The sequence below is a fragment of the Bradyrhizobium vignae genome (genome assembly GCF_004114425.1).
In the GTDB taxonomy this organism is placed as follows: Bacteria; Pseudomonadota; Alphaproteobacteria; order Rhizobiales; family Xanthobacteraceae; genus Bradyrhizobium; species Bradyrhizobium vignae.
The window spans coordinates 1-13,605 of the sequence record NZ_RDQF01000043.1; the positions used below are offsets into that span (position 1 = coordinate 1).

Annotated in this window: 18 protein-coding genes and 2 pseudogenes; 10 read left to right on the top strand and 10 right to left on the bottom strand. The window is 63.0% G+C overall.

Annotated elements, in window-relative coordinates:
- On the bottom strand, positions 1 to 710 hold a 710-nt coding region (locus EAV90_RS28030), incomplete at its 3' end, for an AI-2E family transporter (RefSeq protein ID WP_129145337.1).
- Positions 711 to 976: 266 nt separating this feature from the next.
- On the opposite strand from EAV90_RS28030, the gene EAV90_RS28035 reads away from it, so the two are divergent.
- The 3 genes from EAV90_RS28035 (at position 977) to EAV90_RS28045 (ending at position 2,248) form a co-directional block, all read left to right on the top strand.
- Complete coding sequence (locus EAV90_RS28035; protein WP_122401626.1) at positions 977 to 1,273, top strand: hypothetical protein; 297 nt, start codon at positions 977 to 979, stop codon at positions 1,271 to 1,273.
- 83 nt (positions 1,274 to 1,356) lie between these two features.
- On the top strand, positions 1,357 to 1,815 hold the full coding sequence (locus tag EAV90_RS28040) for a hypothetical protein (protein WP_122406463.1): 459 nt from the start codon (positions 1,357 to 1,359) through the stop codon (positions 1,813 to 1,815).
- Positions 1,816 to 1,861: 46 nt separating this feature from the next.
- Entirely contained in the window at positions 1,862 to 2,248 is a 387-nt protein-coding gene (locus tag EAV90_RS28045; protein ID WP_122406464.1) for a response regulator, read from the top strand.
- A gap of 48 nt (positions 2,249 to 2,296) precedes the next feature.
- Here EAV90_RS28045 and EAV90_RS28050 read toward each other — a convergent pair whose 3' ends face one another.
- Positions 2,297 to 2,524 carry a hypothetical protein gene (locus EAV90_RS28050; RefSeq protein WP_122401627.1) on the bottom strand — a complete coding sequence of 76 codons (228 nt, stop codon included), beginning with the start codon at positions 2,522 to 2,524 and terminating at the stop codon, positions 2,297 to 2,299.
- 126 nt (positions 2,525 to 2,650) lie between these two features.
- Here EAV90_RS28050 and EAV90_RS40810 point away from each other — a divergent pair, with 126 nt between their 5' ends.
- Positions 2,651 to 2,776: an isocitrate lyase/phosphoenolpyruvate mutase family protein gene (locus EAV90_RS40810; RefSeq protein WP_244607909.1), complete on the top strand. Its 126-nt coding sequence runs from the start codon at positions 2,651 to 2,653 to the stop codon at positions 2,774 to 2,776.
- A gap of 163 nt (positions 2,777 to 2,939) precedes the next feature.
- On the opposite strand, the gene EAV90_RS39710 is transcribed toward EAV90_RS40810, so the two are convergent.
- The 6 genes and pseudogenes from EAV90_RS39710 to EAV90_RS28070 all read right to left on the bottom strand — a co-directional run bounded on the left by EAV90_RS39710 (position 2,940) and on the right by EAV90_RS28070 (position 6,835).
- Positions 2,940 to 3,464, bottom strand: coding sequence for a hypothetical protein (locus EAV90_RS39710; protein WP_160118791.1), 525 nt, complete (start codon positions 3,462 to 3,464; stop codon positions 2,940 to 2,942).
- A 280-nt stretch (positions 3,465 to 3,744) separates the two neighbouring features.
- A complete protein-coding gene (locus EAV90_RS28055) occupies positions 3,745 to 4,956 on the bottom strand; it encodes a hypothetical protein (RefSeq protein ID WP_129145338.1) in 1,212 nt (403 codons plus the stop codon).
- Positions 4,953 to 5,495 carry a hypothetical protein gene (locus EAV90_RS28060; RefSeq protein WP_245509633.1) on the bottom strand — a complete coding sequence of 181 codons (543 nt, stop codon included), beginning with the start codon at positions 5,493 to 5,495 and terminating at the stop codon, positions 4,953 to 4,955. Before EAV90_RS28060 ends, EAV90_RS28055 begins: the two co-directional genes overlap by 4 nt.
- Before the next feature lie 223 nt (positions 5,496 to 5,718).
- A complete protein-coding gene (locus EAV90_RS41505) occupies positions 5,719 to 5,895 on the bottom strand; it encodes a hypothetical protein (RefSeq protein WP_347338440.1) in 177 nt (58 codons plus the stop codon).
- Positions 5,896 to 5,904: 9 nt separating this feature from the next.
- Positions 5,905 to 6,042, bottom strand: a pseudogene (locus EAV90_RS41510) (hypothetical protein); the annotation flags it as partial.
- A gap of 58 nt (positions 6,043 to 6,100) precedes the next feature.
- Entirely contained in the window at positions 6,101 to 6,835 is a 735-nt protein-coding gene (locus EAV90_RS28070) for a hypothetical protein (RefSeq protein ID WP_162500032.1), read from the bottom strand.
- Here EAV90_RS28070 and EAV90_RS28075 point away from each other — a divergent pair.
- A pseudogene (locus EAV90_RS28075) lies at positions 6,728 to 7,069 on the top strand (PHP domain-containing protein); the annotation flags it as partial. The gene EAV90_RS28070 and the pseudogene EAV90_RS28075 overlap by 108 nt on opposite strands.
- An 80-nt stretch (positions 7,070 to 7,149) precedes the next feature.
- Here the strand turns inward: EAV90_RS28075 and EAV90_RS41300 are convergent.
- The gene (locus EAV90_RS41300; RefSeq protein WP_283809949.1) at positions 7,150 to 7,278 is read right to left on the bottom strand and encodes a hypothetical protein; all 129 of its coding nucleotides are present in this window, start codon (positions 7,276 to 7,278) and stop codon (positions 7,150 to 7,152) included.
- Positions 7,256 to 7,981 (bottom strand): GntR family transcriptional regulator, encoded by a 726-nt coding sequence (locus EAV90_RS28085; protein ID WP_122401631.1) that lies wholly within the window; start codon positions 7,979 to 7,981, stop codon positions 7,256 to 7,258. The genes EAV90_RS41300 and EAV90_RS28085 overlap by 23 nt, the downstream gene beginning before the upstream one ends.
- Before the next feature lie 174 nt (positions 7,982 to 8,155).
- Between EAV90_RS28085 and EAV90_RS28090 the strand changes: the two genes are divergently transcribed.
- From EAV90_RS28090 to EAV90_RS28105, 5 genes are all read left to right on the top strand, one after another.
- Complete coding sequence (locus EAV90_RS28090; protein WP_122401632.1) at positions 8,156 to 9,058, top strand: VOC family protein; 903 nt, start codon at positions 8,156 to 8,158, stop codon at positions 9,056 to 9,058.
- Positions 9,055 to 9,654, top strand: coding sequence for an FAD-dependent monooxygenase (locus EAV90_RS41515; protein ID WP_347338819.1), 600 nt, complete (start codon positions 9,055 to 9,057; stop codon positions 9,652 to 9,654). Before EAV90_RS28090 ends, EAV90_RS41515 begins: the two co-directional genes overlap by 4 nt.
- The gene (locus tag EAV90_RS41520; protein WP_347338820.1) at positions 9,636 to 10,661 is read left to right on the top strand and encodes an FAD-dependent monooxygenase; all 1,026 of its coding nucleotides are present in this window, start codon (positions 9,636 to 9,638) and stop codon (positions 10,659 to 10,661) included. The genes EAV90_RS41515 and EAV90_RS41520 overlap by 19 nt, the downstream gene beginning before the upstream one ends.
- Positions 10,658 to 11,506 (top strand): fumarylacetoacetate hydrolase family protein, encoded by an 849-nt coding sequence (locus tag EAV90_RS28100; protein ID WP_122401634.1) that lies wholly within the window; start codon positions 10,658 to 10,660, stop codon positions 11,504 to 11,506. Before EAV90_RS41520 ends, EAV90_RS28100 begins: the two co-directional genes overlap by 4 nt.
- Positions 11,507 to 11,619: 113 nt before the next feature.
- On the top strand, positions 11,620 to 12,945 hold the full coding sequence (locus tag EAV90_RS28105) for an MFS transporter (RefSeq protein WP_129145339.1): 1,326 nt from the start codon (positions 11,620 to 11,622) through the stop codon (positions 12,943 to 12,945).
- The last annotated feature ends 660 nt before the right edge of the window (positions 12,946 to 13,605 follow it).

Here is a 13,605-nt window from a genome sequence, read left to right on the forward strand (position 1 = left end):
ACCCGGGAGGCGGCATCGTTGAGGGCCTGCGTGCTCTTCTGAAGATCACCGGCTCCTGCCAATTTAATGAATCGATCGCGCAGGTCTTCCCGCTCGAGCAGCACAAAGATCACGAAAATGACCACGAGCCCGGAAGTCGCGAGCGGTGCCAGCAACGGACCTATGACAGAGCGAATGAGCTCCAACGGTCTCGGCTGGGGCGGCTCCAGCCGCACCGTGACAGGTTCCCGAGTCCCGGTACCTGCGCCAAGCCCGGACGAGGCGGCCTCGGACTTTTTCTCCTCGCCCGAGATCTCTCTGCCAAGATCCTGCATCGTCGTGGTGACCGTGTCGACGACTCCACCGCCTGGGGCCGAACTCTGCAACGAGTGGATCTTCTCGGTGATGGTGGTCTGATAGTTTGGGAGGTTGGTCGCGAGCTGGACAAGTTGCCGCCCGACGACCAAGGCGATTCCCGCGACCACGATAAAAGCAAGGGAAACGGCGATTAGTACCGCTGCGATGCGAGGTACTTTCCAGCGCCTTAGCCAATTGACCAGGGGTGTGAGAACGAAGCTCAGCAGGATAGCAAGAGCAAAAGGAACGAAGATTTCCCGGCCGAGATAGAGCGCTCCGATGGCTAGGACGATGCCACCGGCGGTCAGCATGGGCGAAGACGCGACGCGCGAGGCCGGTGTGCCTTGCGGCGCCGCCGGAGCCAGCTCAGCCATAGGGGCGAGCCTTTCAATAGGGTTTCGGCCAATCAACCCCAGATCAACGGGTTTGATCCATCCCGAACATTTCCAGGTTTCTGGGATCTGCCCGCCGACGCGCTCGGCTCGTAGTCCAGACGGTGGTTTGGCGCGTCGCGCTCGGCCTTCTCGGATCAGGGCGAGCGATGTCAGTCGGGCAGCTAGGAACGCACGACGCAACCGCACGTTCGGACTCCAGCTAGTCGCGATCCGCGATTCCGAAACTCACAGTGGAGGGAGTCAAAATGAGGTCCATCGCGAGCGCTCTCGTGTTCGCCCTGGCGATGTCGGCTTCGGCTGCATTTGCCCAGACGACCAAACCGGATGTCTCATCCGCGCCGAGCGCGCAGAACTCGGGCACTGGCATCGCCGGTCAGCCTGGCAACAAGAATGGTCCGGCGGCAAAACCGGGAGAGACCGTCGGCTCCAGCTCCACGCTCAACCAGCAGAATCCGACCGTCCAGCAGCAGGACACGTCCAACATCAAGGGGCTGCCCGGAAACAAGAGCGGTCCGCCGGCTAAGAAGCCGGATCAGCAGTGACGTTGTCGTTGGCGATCGATAGCCACATGATGATCGAAGCCGAGACGCCGCTCGTCAGGTCTTCACGACTGGGAGGAGACGCGATGCAGTCGGCGCTCGTTCTCGGACTTGCGGCCTCGAGCTCCATGGTCTCGGCTCAACGGGTGAAATGGACGACCTATTCCATCCCGCAGACGGGTACCTCGGTGGATTTCCCGGCCACGATCTTTATCGAAGAAGCCGGCCGGCCGGATGGCTACGGACAGCGATTTCGGACGGCTGACGGCCGAGCCGATCTTACGATACAGGCCGCACCCAACGTCTCGAACGATTCACCCGCCGCATTTCTCGCAAAGAAGCATCCGCCCGCGCGCATTCAGTACAAGCGAACGACGCCTCGGTTCTTTGCGGTGTCCAGCTACAAGGGCGATACGGTCTGGTACAACCGGTGCAACTTCTCGAGCGGATTGATTCACTGCGTCCTGATCAACTACCCGGCGAGCGAAGAGCGCGAGTGGGACGACATCGTCACGCGCATCAGTCTCTCCCTGAGGGGCAGATAAGACGGGTGTGGGTTGGCCCTCGAGGCAGGTCGCTTGAGGCTTGAAAGTGGATAATACCGTTCGTGTTCTGGTCGTCGAGGACGAAGCGCTGATCTGCAGCGTCATCGAGGACGCGTTGCTCGACAACGGTTTCGAGGCCTGCTCGGTCCATTCGGGAGAGGCGGCTATGTCTACGTTTCGCGACGGCCGCGAGGGGTGTCGGGCGCTGCTCACGGACGTCAACCTGGGTGACGGCATCAGCGGATGGGAGCTGGCGCGTCAGATCAGGGAAATCACGCCTGATTTTCCCGTGGTCTACATGACAAGCGCCAGCGCGCCGGATTGGAAATCGCAGGGTGTCGACGGCAGCGTCCTGATCAGGAAGCCCTTTGCGCCGGCGCAATTGGCCGCCGCCGTCTCGCAGCTGCTCGGTGGCGGGGCCGTGCCAGGTTGAACCGGATCGTTGGGAGGCGCGGATGGTTCGGCGCGGACCAACGCATCGTCAGCGTGGCGGCGATGCTTTGGCCGGGCATGCGGCCGCGGCGCGAGCCGTCGCTACCGCCATCCAGTCCCGCAGCAGGCCTCTGTCCTCCCTCGAAAAGGACGCGCGCCGCTTGAGATCGTCCAGCGTCTCGCCGGGATGGCATCGCTCGAAGTCTTCGCGGATCAGCGACTCGAGATAGGCGCGGTCCCAGGCGCCGCCTGATTCGAGATGCTGGTCGGTCCTCATGGTTGGTGGGCACAGTCGAGGGGTCGGGATGCCTGCACAACGGCAAGAGCGAATGTTGGTTCATCTGCCCGATCGGCGAAGACGTATTGAGGCCGAAGCCGTTCGCAACGACGGCGGACGCTTTGCATGGAAGACGTGCCCTCGAACGGCGAACTCGCGCAGTTGGGCCTCGCCCGCATCAGCTACGGCCCCATTCCCTACGTGGAATCCATGAGTAAGCTTCGGGAGAAGGCAAGGAAATTGTTTTCCTGAACCGGGCGGCGGACGGCCAGGGTACCGTTCTCTGGACGGGTGCCGCCGGTTGGCCGAGGGCGACCCGGGCGTCGAAAGGCACGAATCTGGCCGCCCTTCGCGACTTTGGAACTGGCGTGGCCCCGCTCGAGCCTTAAGGGCGGAGCGCTATCGCTTGCGAAAGTCAGGGCCGGCTGCGATGCGGCGTGACGGACATTGACGCCCTCACGTCGAGCGGATATCCGCATTCGGGATCCTGAGCGATCGTCAGAGGATCGATGTCCGAAAACCACTGCGAGATCGCCTCGCGGGGATCTCCCGCCGGACGCTTGCCGCGTCCCTGTCGCACGACCTCGCGGGCCACCCGGGCGAAGAACTGCCGTGCCGTTTTGTCCGCGTCGACGCACTCGCCGACGACTTCCGCGAAAGTCTCGAGCGCGACCTTCCTCACGGCGGTGGGCGCGAACCCGGACGCGACGTCGGTCAACTGCCGCAGGTCGGTGGGGCTCATGGCGCCGACGGTCGCCAGCAGGTCGCCGATGAACGTGCGATGGCCGCGGCGCCAATTACGCCACAGGTCGTCGTCGTACTGATGCGAGAACAGCCCCCGCGGCAGGCCGTCGACGTAGGTCTGGTCCCGTTCGATCGCACCGGACAACCGCTTGAGCATGGTTTCGACGTCCTCGACCGTAAGCATCTGTTTGGGCATCATCGTTTCCTTTGAGCTGGCGAGCGGACCGATCCGTCGCGGCATGGCCAGTGTGGCCTCTGCTTCCAGATTCACGGTATCGGGAGGAACCAAGAGGCTCAAACGCGATAGGGAAGCTAAGGCGAGTTAGCTGCTCGATCGCGCGTTCTCCCCATGTTTATTCTCGTCGCGATCGGCTGGGACTTCCGGTGATCCGGATCTCCCGCACGAGGTCCGGCGTGATCATGATAACCAAGCGAGGCTGACGGCTTCCGGTGCCCTACCTCGTGGATTTGGGCGATCAAGGAAGACCACCGCTCGACGGAGGCGGAACGCTCTCGTTCGAATCGACCAGGCTATCGAGGGTGGCCAAATCCTCGGGTGCGAGTTCCTCGCGAGGATTGCGCCTGTTCAGCGCCCTGAAGCTCTTTTCCAGAGCCTCGACAAGCCGGCTATGCTTCCTCGACACCTTCCGTGCGCCGACGAATAAGGTCCGAAGTGCCTCCATTCGCTTCGTGTCGGTGTCGAAGTCATCCGGAGAAGCGAGCACCGCATCGCGGAAGGCCTGCCGCACCCGCGCTCTGAACAACCGCTTTTCCTCGCGTTGCTCGGAAAATCGAGGGGGGCTGTCGGGTAGCGTCTTATGGAAGATGAACCAGTCTAGACTGCGCATCATGATGCGGAAAAGCGCGTCGATCTGTACCTGGTTGCTCAGAGTGTCGGGGATGGGCGTCGGACCGACGACTTCGATCTGGGCGAACACTTGTTGCGAACGCGGCAGCTTGATCGGTGCCGGCACGCCGGGTTGCCAGAACCGTCTCTCGGAAAAAGCTTCCTGCGTTTCTGCGCGAGCGAAGAAGCCGGGGTAGGGATTCAGCGGTTCGAGACCCGTCACCCGACGATCGATGCCGGAGCTGACGACGCCCACCTGGCTGAAGCGGGGATGGCGCCATACCGCGTGGACCGGCACGCCGCCTGCTGCGTAGACGACGTCGTCGCAGACCATGAAATTCTCTGCGAGTATTCTTTGGAGCTGGGCGGTCACCTCATCGCATTTGTTCGGAAGATCGAACCGCGAGAACGATTCCGTGTTTACGATTTTATCTCCTTCGGGAACGACTTTCAGGAGATCACGCGTCGCGTAGATATCGTCACGCCACTCGTCTGGGGTCACCAAGTGCTGCCGGACAACGAGGAAGTTGCCGAGGTCGCGGAAGTTTGGCTCTCCGTAAGGCCACCAGATTTTGCCGGCGAAGCTCAAGAGTTCGACGACCTGGTCCGAAGCGGCCGGGATCGCGAATCTTGCCACGCTCGACGGATATACGATACGGAAGGCCACGGGCGCGTCTTTACGTGTAACGTGGTGCACGATCCCGACACCCTTGGTGCGCGGATAGGGACCAAACCGCAACAGCCCGCGCAGGGGGTGCAGGTCGACGTCGGATGTTCGCTCGGGATGGAATGCGAGCTCGGCTTCCGGGATGAAAAGGTGAGGCGATATCTCGCTCGTCATGGGCGGCCTCTTCCTGAATAAGCTGTCGTATCGTCGAGCCTGAAGGCCGCATCCACGCCCGCGCTGATGCCGAGGGCCAGGATATCGCGCTCCGGGCACGCGAACAGCGTCGACCAGAACGAGAGAAGGGCATTGAGAGCCGGATTGTAGCGCCTCACTGTGCGCTCGCGGGCAAAATCGGTCGCCGCGGTTCTGTTCCCCTGCGTGATGCCTTCGAACACGGTGCGCGGCTCGAGCAGAAGCCAGAGCCGCCCGTCCGCCCAATCCAGCCGGATGCCCAGGCCCTCCCGCCAACTAAGTTCGGGATGCTTCGGTACCGTTCCACCAAGGCTGCCGGTCAGTTTCTTGAGCGGCCCCCGCTTCGCGTCGTCGATCGAGGCCGGGGTCAAGAGATCGCTGCTTCGGCGACGATCTGCAGTCATCGCATGCGTCCGGGTCAGCGCGCGGGTCAACGCCTCACGGAGAAGCCCACGCTCTTGGCTTTTCGGGGAGACGCGCCGCTGACTTATGTAGAGCTGCTGCTTGAACTCCCAGATCATGTCCCACGCCGTCGGGATACCGGCGGCCGCCGATCCACCGGCTCCGAGCAACCACATCAGATTTCCGCCCCGTTGCGAGAAGCGGCGCGCAAAATCATCCGCAGCGACGGCTAGATAGGTCGAATCGGCTGACATGCGAGTATTCCAGTTGTAGGACTTGCCTTGTACGGCTTAGGATTGGTCTTCTGTCATCCTGCACACCGGAATCTTTTGGTCGCTCCCGTCACTTCGACTTCGCGCGACGTACGCCTTCGCCCGTCTTGTCACTCGCGAAGGTGAACTCGATATCGCATTCGACTTCGAGATATTGCCGCAGCGTCTGCAGCACGGCCTTGCGGCGCGGATCGGTTCGATCGGATGGCTTGGCCGTCTCGAACGTTGCGATGGCCTTCCGCGACACGCCAGCCTTCTGCCCAAGTTCGGTTTGACTCCATCCGAGCAGCGCGCGCGCTGCTCGAAGCAGGGAGGGGGGTGAGCAGGTGGTCGTCCATCGGAATCTATCAGTTCTCCGGCCGGGCCTCCGAACGGGGCGAGCTGACCCAATCAATGGTTAAACTTTTACCTTTCCTGTTAACCTGCAGAACACAGCAGCTAAGTCATTGATTTCAGCTGGCACTGAACGGTTTCCTAAACCGTAGGTCGGATATCGACGGGATTGTCGACCCAGCCCATTCTTGGAGGTCCAGTAGATCGGCAATCTCGGTGCCGCGCTCCAATTGCTTTGCGCCCTGCGGGCCGAAGACAACCACCTCGGCGCGGCCGCGCTGGTTCAGCCATCGCAGGATCGCATACCGATCGAGTTTGTCGCTCTCTTCGCCCCTCGGCATGGGATCGAGCAGTTGCAGGGCTGTCTCCGCAAGCCGCGTCGATCCGAACCTCTGATGCCATTCCGGTGAATGGCGCTCTACCTCTGCGGGACGAACGTCCATTGGAAGCTCCGCCAGGCGTTTGGCCAGGCAATCCTCCAGGGTCTCAGTCACTCGGGTCCGTTGAGTAATGGGTTTGAGCCTGCCGAACCGCTTCACGACTGCGGTCGCGTCCTTCACGAAATAACTGCCGGCCATTGCGATGAGAAGGCGAGAGGCGTCGAGCGGCGTCATCGCCGCAGCACTTCTGCCGAAACCTTTGAAGGTGATCTCCTTGGCAGCGCGGATGGTCTTCAGATGAAGTTGAGCTGTTTCGCGCGGGACACCCAGCGCATCCCCGACGACGTCCGCCAGTCGTATCGATGTAACCTGACGGGGCGACAGCTCCAGCGGCGGCCGGGCTACGAAATCGACGTCGAAAAGGTGCTGCGGGCGTGCGCGAAGCACGAAGTCGTCGTCGAGATCAACGCACATCCGTGGCGTCTCGACTTGGATTGGCGCTGGCACCGGGCAGCCCTCGAATTTGGCTGCATGCTGAGCATCAATCCGGACACGCACTCGATTCCCGAGCTCGACCAAATGCACTGGGGCGTCCTGATGGCCCGCAAGGGCGGTGTCCCCACCGAGCGGGTCCTGAACGCGATGTCGCTCTCAGAGATCACGCGCTACCTGCGCCAGAAGCGGCGCTCGCTCGCCCGCGCCGCTTAATGCCGCAGAAGCACGAATTCTCATTGCGGGGAAGGGTGGTGACGGTCGCCGCCGATCGCGGGCACCACTTTAGCAAGCCTTCACGGGATCGGATCGTGCTGGTTGAAAGCCATGGCGTCGAAGGCGACGCCCACGCCGGCCCCTTCGTCCGACACGGCTATCTCGCCCGCCGCCAGCCTCAGCGGATTATCGCGTGCCGTGAGACGCATCGGACTTCGGCAACACGGCCGCGAGGTCTGAATAGATCACGTCGGCCGTGCGCTGATAGTGCTGCTGGAGCAGTGCGACAGCGTCATCCGTCTTGCGATCGAGCACCGCCTGAAGGATCTGCGCGTGCTCGGTCCCGATCTTGCGGACCGGATAGGCCTTGGCGATCGACATCATGCGATAGCGATAGAGCCGGTCGGCGAGCTGCTCGCAGAAGCCGAGCAGCGGGCGCGAGCCGCACTGCCCGATCAGCGTCGCGTGAAAGGCGCGGTGCGCCTTCTCCCAGTCGGGATTGTCCGTGAACTTGCCCGGATCGAGTGAACGCGGCGTGCGGTCGAGGCGGTGGTGCGTCACCAGCAGTGCCTCCTCCCAGTCCTGGGTGGCGTTCTGCATCGATTCGCGCAAGGCGAGACCTTCGACCCAGCAGCGTGTCTTGGTTAGCTCCTGGAGTTCGTCCTTGCTGACCGGCTTCACGAAGAAGCCGCGCTGCTCCATGCCGATGACGAACTCCTCCGTGGTGAGGCGGTTGAGCGCCTCGCGCAGCGGGGTCTGTCCCACATTGTAGTGCTCCATCAGGAAGCGCGACTGGAGCTTGCGTCCGGGCGCAAGCCGCGTGGTCAGGATGTCGGCCTTGAGGCGGGCATAGATGGTCGTCGCCAACGTCGCCGGCGCATCCGTCTTCGGGCTGAACAGGTCAGAGCTCATAGCGTGCTGATTCATCAGGCTTTTTGTACATCAGGCTGCGCCAAAGCCATAATTTATAAATTTCTGCTTTACGAAGCTGTTTGTATACATTAATCCTCGACCAACAACAATCGGCCTGGTGGCGATCGGCGGCTGTTTCGGCGCGCGTCTCCCGGCCTTTCACGAGGAAGCCCGATGTCCGATTTTCCGGTGGTCGCGTTGCGTAGCGTCGAGATCGCGACGCCGCATCTCGGCGCCTCGGCGGATTTCTATCGGAAAGTCTGGGGGCTCGATTTTGCCGCTGAAGCCGACGGCACGATCTATCTGGCGGCCACCGGAGCGGACTTCCACGTTCTTGAATTGACGCAAGGCACCCGCCCCGCGTTGCGCAAGATCAGTTTTCGCGTGCGTTCACGCGAAGACCTCGACCGCCTGTTCGCGCGTGCGCACGAGGCGAGCTGCGAGATCATCTCCCCGCCCGGCCCATCGCGTGCGCCCTCGGGCGGCGAGCACTTCGTGATCCGCGAGCCGCAAGGCTGCTGCATCGAGTTCGTCCAGGGCGACCGCACCAAGACCGCGCGCGTCCTGGCTGATCGCCCCGAACGGCTCGCGCATGTCAACATCAACAGCGCCGATATCGAGAAGTTGTCGAGCTTCTACCAGCAGGCGCTCGGCTTTCGCCTGACCGACCGCTCGAAGCTGATGGCCTTCCTGTGCTGCAACAGCGATCACCATGCCGTCGTGCTTGCGGAAGCCCCTATCAACGGGCTCAACCACATCGCCTTCCTGATGCCTGACCTGGAATCGGTGATGCGCGGCTCGGGCCGCATGGTCGACCATGGCTTCCCGATCGGCTGGGGCGTCGGCCGCCACGGGCCCGGTGACAATGTGTTCGCCTATTTCGTCGACCCGACCGGAGTCGTCATCGAATACACCGCCGAAGTCCTTCAGGTCGACGACTTCTATCGCGCCAAGGGCCCCTCGGAATGGGTCTGGCCGCCCGGGCGCACCGACCAATGGGGTATCGCGCCGCCGAAGAGCGAAGCCTGCAAGACCGCGCAGCTCTCCGTCTTGTTCGACACGGAGCGCCGCGCATGACGACGTCCTCCGCCCCTATGTATTACGACGTCCTCGTCGTCGGCTTCGGACCAACCGGCGCCGTCGCGGCCGGCCTGCTTGGCCGCCTCGGCCATCGCGTGCTCGTCGTTGACCGTCTCACCGGCATCTACGACAAGCCCCGCGCGATCGCGCTCGACCACGAGATATTTCGCCACTTCGACAATATGGGACTGGCCGAAGCGATCGCGCCCCATGTCGAGCCCTTCACCGCTTCCGAGCATTTTGGCACCGATGGCCAGTTGATCCGGCGCGTCCACATGGTCGCAGAACCCTATCCGCTCGGCTACACGCCGAGCATGGTGTTCAGCCAGCCGCCGGTCGAGGCGGAGCTGCGTCGTCACGCCTTGAGCTTCGCCAGCGTCTGCGCCGAGCTCGGCGTCGAGCTGCTCGATCTCGCGCAGCGATCCGACCGTGTCGAGGCAACGCTGCGGGACGCCGACGGGCAGTCGCGGAAGGTGACGGCGCGCTACGTCCTCGGCTGCGATGGTGCTTCGAGCACGGTGCGCCAGATCGGACGCATCGCCCTCGAAGACCTATCTTCGATGAGCCCTGGCTCGTGGTCGACGTGCGGGTGAACGAGGGCGCGCTTGCAAAGCTGCCGCAAAATTCCGCGCAATTCTGCAATCCGGCACGGCCTGTCAGCTTCCTGATCGGCCCGAAGAACCATCGCCGCTGGGAGATCATGCTGCTGCCGGACGAGGACTCAAAGCAGATGGAGCGGCCGGAGAATGTCTGGTCGCTGCTCTCACCGTGGCTGAGGCCGCAGGATGGCGAGCTGTGGCGCGCAGCCTCCTATCGCTTCCACGCGCTGGTCGCCGCCAACTGGCGCAACGGGCGCATCATCATCGCCGGCGATGCCGCGCATCAGCAGCCCCCCTTCATCGGCCAGGGCATGTGCCAAGGCCTGCGCGATGCGACCAATCTCGTCTGGAAGCTCGACTGCGTGCTCAAAGGCACCTCGCCCGAGACGCTGCTCGACTGCTACACTGCCGAGCGCAAGCAGCACGTGATCGAGCTGACCGGCAAGATCAAGGCCATCGGCCAGTCGATCTGCGAGCGTGATCCGGCGGCCGCGCGGCGCCGCGACGCGCAGATCCTCGACCAAGGCGGCGGCAAACCGCTGGAGATCACGCGGCAGGAGATCATTCCGCCGCTGCGCACGGGCTTCCTGGCGGAGCACGTCGGAGCCGCGCGGGGCACCCTGTTTCCACAACCGATGGTCCTGCACGGCGGCGCGCGCTGCTTGCTCGACAAGATCACCGGGCCGGGCTTGCGCGTGGTCATCGACGGTCGGCGCAGCGATGTGCCCGCTCTGATGGCGCTCTGCGCCGCTCACCCTGAATTGGCCGCAACGGCGATCGCGCCTTCCGGCGTCGGCGCCTCAAACGTGCTCGAAGAGACTGACGGCGTGCTGGCCGGCTGGTTCGACAGGTATGGGGTCGCTGCCGCAATCGTGCGGCCCGATCATTACGTGTTCGGAACGGCGCAGGATGCGGCCGAGCTCGACGATCTCTTGCGCGACGTCACCGCGCGCCTGCATGGACAACCCGATCCCAATCTCAGAATGGAGAAGACAGCATGAAGCTCGCAACCGTTGCCATCGATGGCCGCACGACCTGGGGCCTCGTCGAGGGTAACAATTTCATCGATATCGGCGCCGTGCTCGTTTCTCGCTATGCCGATCTCAGAGCCGCCATCGCCGCCGCTCTGGCGGGCGTCGCGGATGCGAAGCCGAAGGCAGCGGTCACGCCGCTTGCGAAGCTCAGCTTCCTGCCCGTCATTCCGAACCCCGACAAGATCCTGTGCGTCGGCCTGAACTACGAGACACACCGGAAGGAAACCGGCCGCACGGAGGTCGAGCATCCCACCATCTTCTCACGCTACGCTAACAGCCAGACCGGCCATTTGAGGCCGATCGTCCGGCCGCGCGTCTCGACCGACCTCGACTTCGAGGGCGAGCTTGCAGTCGTCATCGGCAAGGCCGGACGTTACATTTCACGCAGCGAAGCGATGGGCCACGTCGCCGGCTATGCCTGCTACAACGACGGCAGCATCCGCGATTTCCAGCGCCACACCCACCAATTCACGCCGGGCAAGAATTTTCCCGATACCGGCGCGTTCGGACCGTGGATGATGACGCCGGACGAGCTCGGCGATTTGGCCGAGCTCAAGCTCACCACCCGCCTGAATGGCGAGGTCGTGCAGGAAGCGCAGATCAAGCACATGATCTTCGATATCCCGCGGCAGATCGAATATTGCTCCACCTTCACTCGGCTCGAACCCGGTGACGTCATCGTCAGCGGCACGCCTGGTGGGGTGGGCGCCCGGCGCAGCCCGCCGCTCTGGATGAAGCCCGGCGACATCGTCGAGGTCGAGGTCGAGCGGCTCGGCGTGCTGCGCAATCCGGTCGAGGACGAGGCGCGGTGAAACGTCCATCGGACGGGAGCTGCTCCGAGCGGCGGCGAAGCCCATCGGCTTCGTCCGCCCGCGGGAATGCTGCTGATTAAAACCAGACAAACAAGACGGAGAGGGGAAACGTCATGAGCAACAGCGCAGATGTCATGGTCGGTACCAACGACGCCACGACGGCAGCGCCGATCATGGCCGCGTTCCGCAAGCTGGTCATCGCCTCCTCGCTCGGCTCGGTGATCGAGCACTACGACTTCTTCATCTACGCCTTCACCGCGCCCGTGGTGTTCGACCGCTTCTTCTTCCCCAAGATGGATTCGACCGCGAGCATGCTGGCCGTGTATGCGACGTTCGCGGTTGGTTTCGTCGCCCGGCCGCTCGGCGGCATGGTGTTCGGCCATTACGGAGACCAGCTCGGCCGCAAGGCGATGCTGACGATCACTTTCGTGCTGATGGGCGTCGCGAGCTTCCTGATCGGCTGCCTGCCGAGCTATGATTCGATCGGGCTTCTGGCGCCGATCGCGCTGGTCGCGCTGCGCTTCGTGCAAGGCTTTGCCTTCGGCGGCGAATACATGAACGCGGTGTCGCTGACGCTGGAGAATGCGCCCTCGGCAAGGCGCGGCTTCTTCGCCTCTTTCGTCAACGCCTCGGGTCCGATCGGCGTGATCCTGGCATCCGGGTTCATCGCGCTGCTCGGTTTCTTTTCGACGCCGCAGGATTTTGCGCAATGGGTCTGGCGCGTGCCCTTCGTGCTCAGCCTCGCGCTGGTGGTGCTCGGCACCTACATCCGCCTCCAGGTCGACGAGTCGACCTTGTTTAAGGCAGTACAGGCCTCGGCCGCGCGGCCGAAGGCACCGCTGCTGGCAGTGGTGCAGTCGTGGAAGAAATCGGTGCTGTTCGGCTGCCTAGCCAACATGGCGCACAGCACGTTCCAGTACATGAGCACGGTCTTCGTGCTCGGCTATGCCGTCAAGACGCTCGGCATGGCGCAATCCAGCGTCACCTTCGGCACCATGGTCGCCAATGTGCTGGAGATGTGCATGGTGCCGCTGATCGCGAGTTACTCGGACCGCCTCGGCCGCCGCCCGTTTATCGCACTCGGCATCCTGCTGGCCGCGGCCTGGTATCCGATCTACTTCCAGCTGGTCGCGACCAAGGATCCGACGCTGCTGATCATGGGCCTCGTTGTCTCGATCGGGATCATCCACGCGCTGATGTTCGCGCCGGAGGCTGCCTTCACGGCGGAGCTGTTTCCGACCGAGGTCCGCGTCAGCGGCTCCTCGCTCGGCAAGCAGCTTGGCATCATCCTGGGCGGCGGCATCGCGCCCCTGGTCGGCACCGCCCTGATGGGATCGAGCGGCAGCTTCACCCCGGTGATCCTCTATTTCGAGGCGATCGCGGCCTGCGCCTTCATCGGCATCCTGTTCGCCCCGGAAAGCGCGAAACGAACCCTCTAGGCAAGCCCGCACCCCGGGAGGAGCCGAGCTCGACGGGGGCTTGATACCCCTCGAAATCGCCCGAGATTGACCGCCCACCGGGCCGAACCGGTGGTACACAGCGGTGGTCACAAGCTTCGGCGGGCCTTCCGGGAATCCTTGTTTTTCGGCGGTATTCGCACACGCGGCGCTGTGAGGAAGAGAGTCCCACTCTCTCCGCCACCTTACGATCAGCACTGATCGATGCCTGGTAACTCTGCCCAAGCGACAAGGCTGAATTTGCGCGTTTGAGGGATTGAGCTTCGCGTTACGGTAACAAATCCTAGCAATTTCAACGGCCCTGACCAGACTACGAATCTGGTGAGTTCGTCTCGGAGAGATTGCGCGCACGCAACATATCTGCGACACGCGATATCTAAAGTATTGACATTATTGCCATCAAAACGGTTTCCTAAACCGTAGGTCGGGCGTGTGCTGGCCGTAGTTACTCTTCTCGCTATTAGCAAACGAGGCCTCAAAGCCTGGCCACGACGCGCGAGGTCTCCCACATGCGCAACCTTCCTACTGAAGGCTTTTAGGATAACCTGGACCTCTACTGGACTAACCTAGTCAGTAGCGGAATCGCCGGATGAACTCGTCCTATCGCGCGGCATCGCATTTGACCGCAGCGTCGAGAACACG

Bases quoted from the DNA above. Each gene is read 5' to 3' on its own strand.
- EAV90_RS28035 (WP_122401626.1), top strand. From the start codon at position 977: ATGAGGTCCATCGCGAGCGCTCTCGTGTTCGCCCTGGCGATGTCGGCT.
- EAV90_RS28040 (WP_122406463.1), top strand. From the start codon at position 1,357: ATGCAGTCGGCGCTCGTTCTCGGACTTGCGGCCTCGAGCTCCATGGTC.
- EAV90_RS28050 (WP_122401627.1), bottom strand. From the start codon at position 2,524: ATGAGGACCGACCAGCATCTCGAATCAGGCGGCGCCTGGGACCGCGCC.
- EAV90_RS40810 (WP_244607909.1), top strand. From the start codon at position 2,651: ATGGAAGACGTGCCCTCGAACGGCGAACTCGCGCAGTTGGGCCTCGCC.
- EAV90_RS39710 (WP_160118791.1), bottom strand. From the start codon at position 3,464: ATGCCCAAACAGATGCTTACGGTCGAGGACGTCGAAACCATGCTCAAG.
- EAV90_RS28055 (WP_129145338.1), bottom strand. From the start codon at position 4,956: ATGACGAGCGAGATATCGCCTCACCTTTTCATCCCGGAAGCCGAGCTC.
- EAV90_RS28060 (WP_245509633.1), bottom strand. From the start codon at position 5,495: ATGATCTGGGAGTTCAAGCAGCAGCTCTACATAAGTCAGCGGCGCGTC.
- EAV90_RS28070 (WP_162500032.1), bottom strand. From the start codon at position 6,835: ATGTGCGTTGATCTCGACGACGACTTCGTGCTTCGCGCACGCCCGCAG.
- EAV90_RS41300 (WP_283809949.1), bottom strand. From the start codon at position 7,278: ATGCGTCTCACGGCACGCGATAATCCGCTGAGGCTGGCGGCGGGCGAG.
- EAV90_RS28085 (WP_122401631.1), bottom strand. From the start codon at position 7,981: ATGAGCTCTGACCTGTTCAGCCCGAAGACGGATGCGCCGGCGACGTTG.
- EAV90_RS28090 (WP_122401632.1), top strand. From the start codon at position 8,156: ATGTCCGATTTTCCGGTGGTCGCGTTGCGTAGCGTCGAGATCGCGACG.
- EAV90_RS41515 (WP_347338819.1), top strand. From the start codon at position 9,055: ATGACGACGTCCTCCGCCCCTATGTATTACGACGTCCTCGTCGTCGGC.
- EAV90_RS28100 (WP_122401634.1), top strand. From the start codon at position 10,658: ATGAAGCTCGCAACCGTTGCCATCGATGGCCGCACGACCTGGGGCCTC.
- EAV90_RS28105 (WP_129145339.1), top strand. From the start codon at position 11,620: ATGAGCAACAGCGCAGATGTCATGGTCGGTACCAACGACGCCACGACG.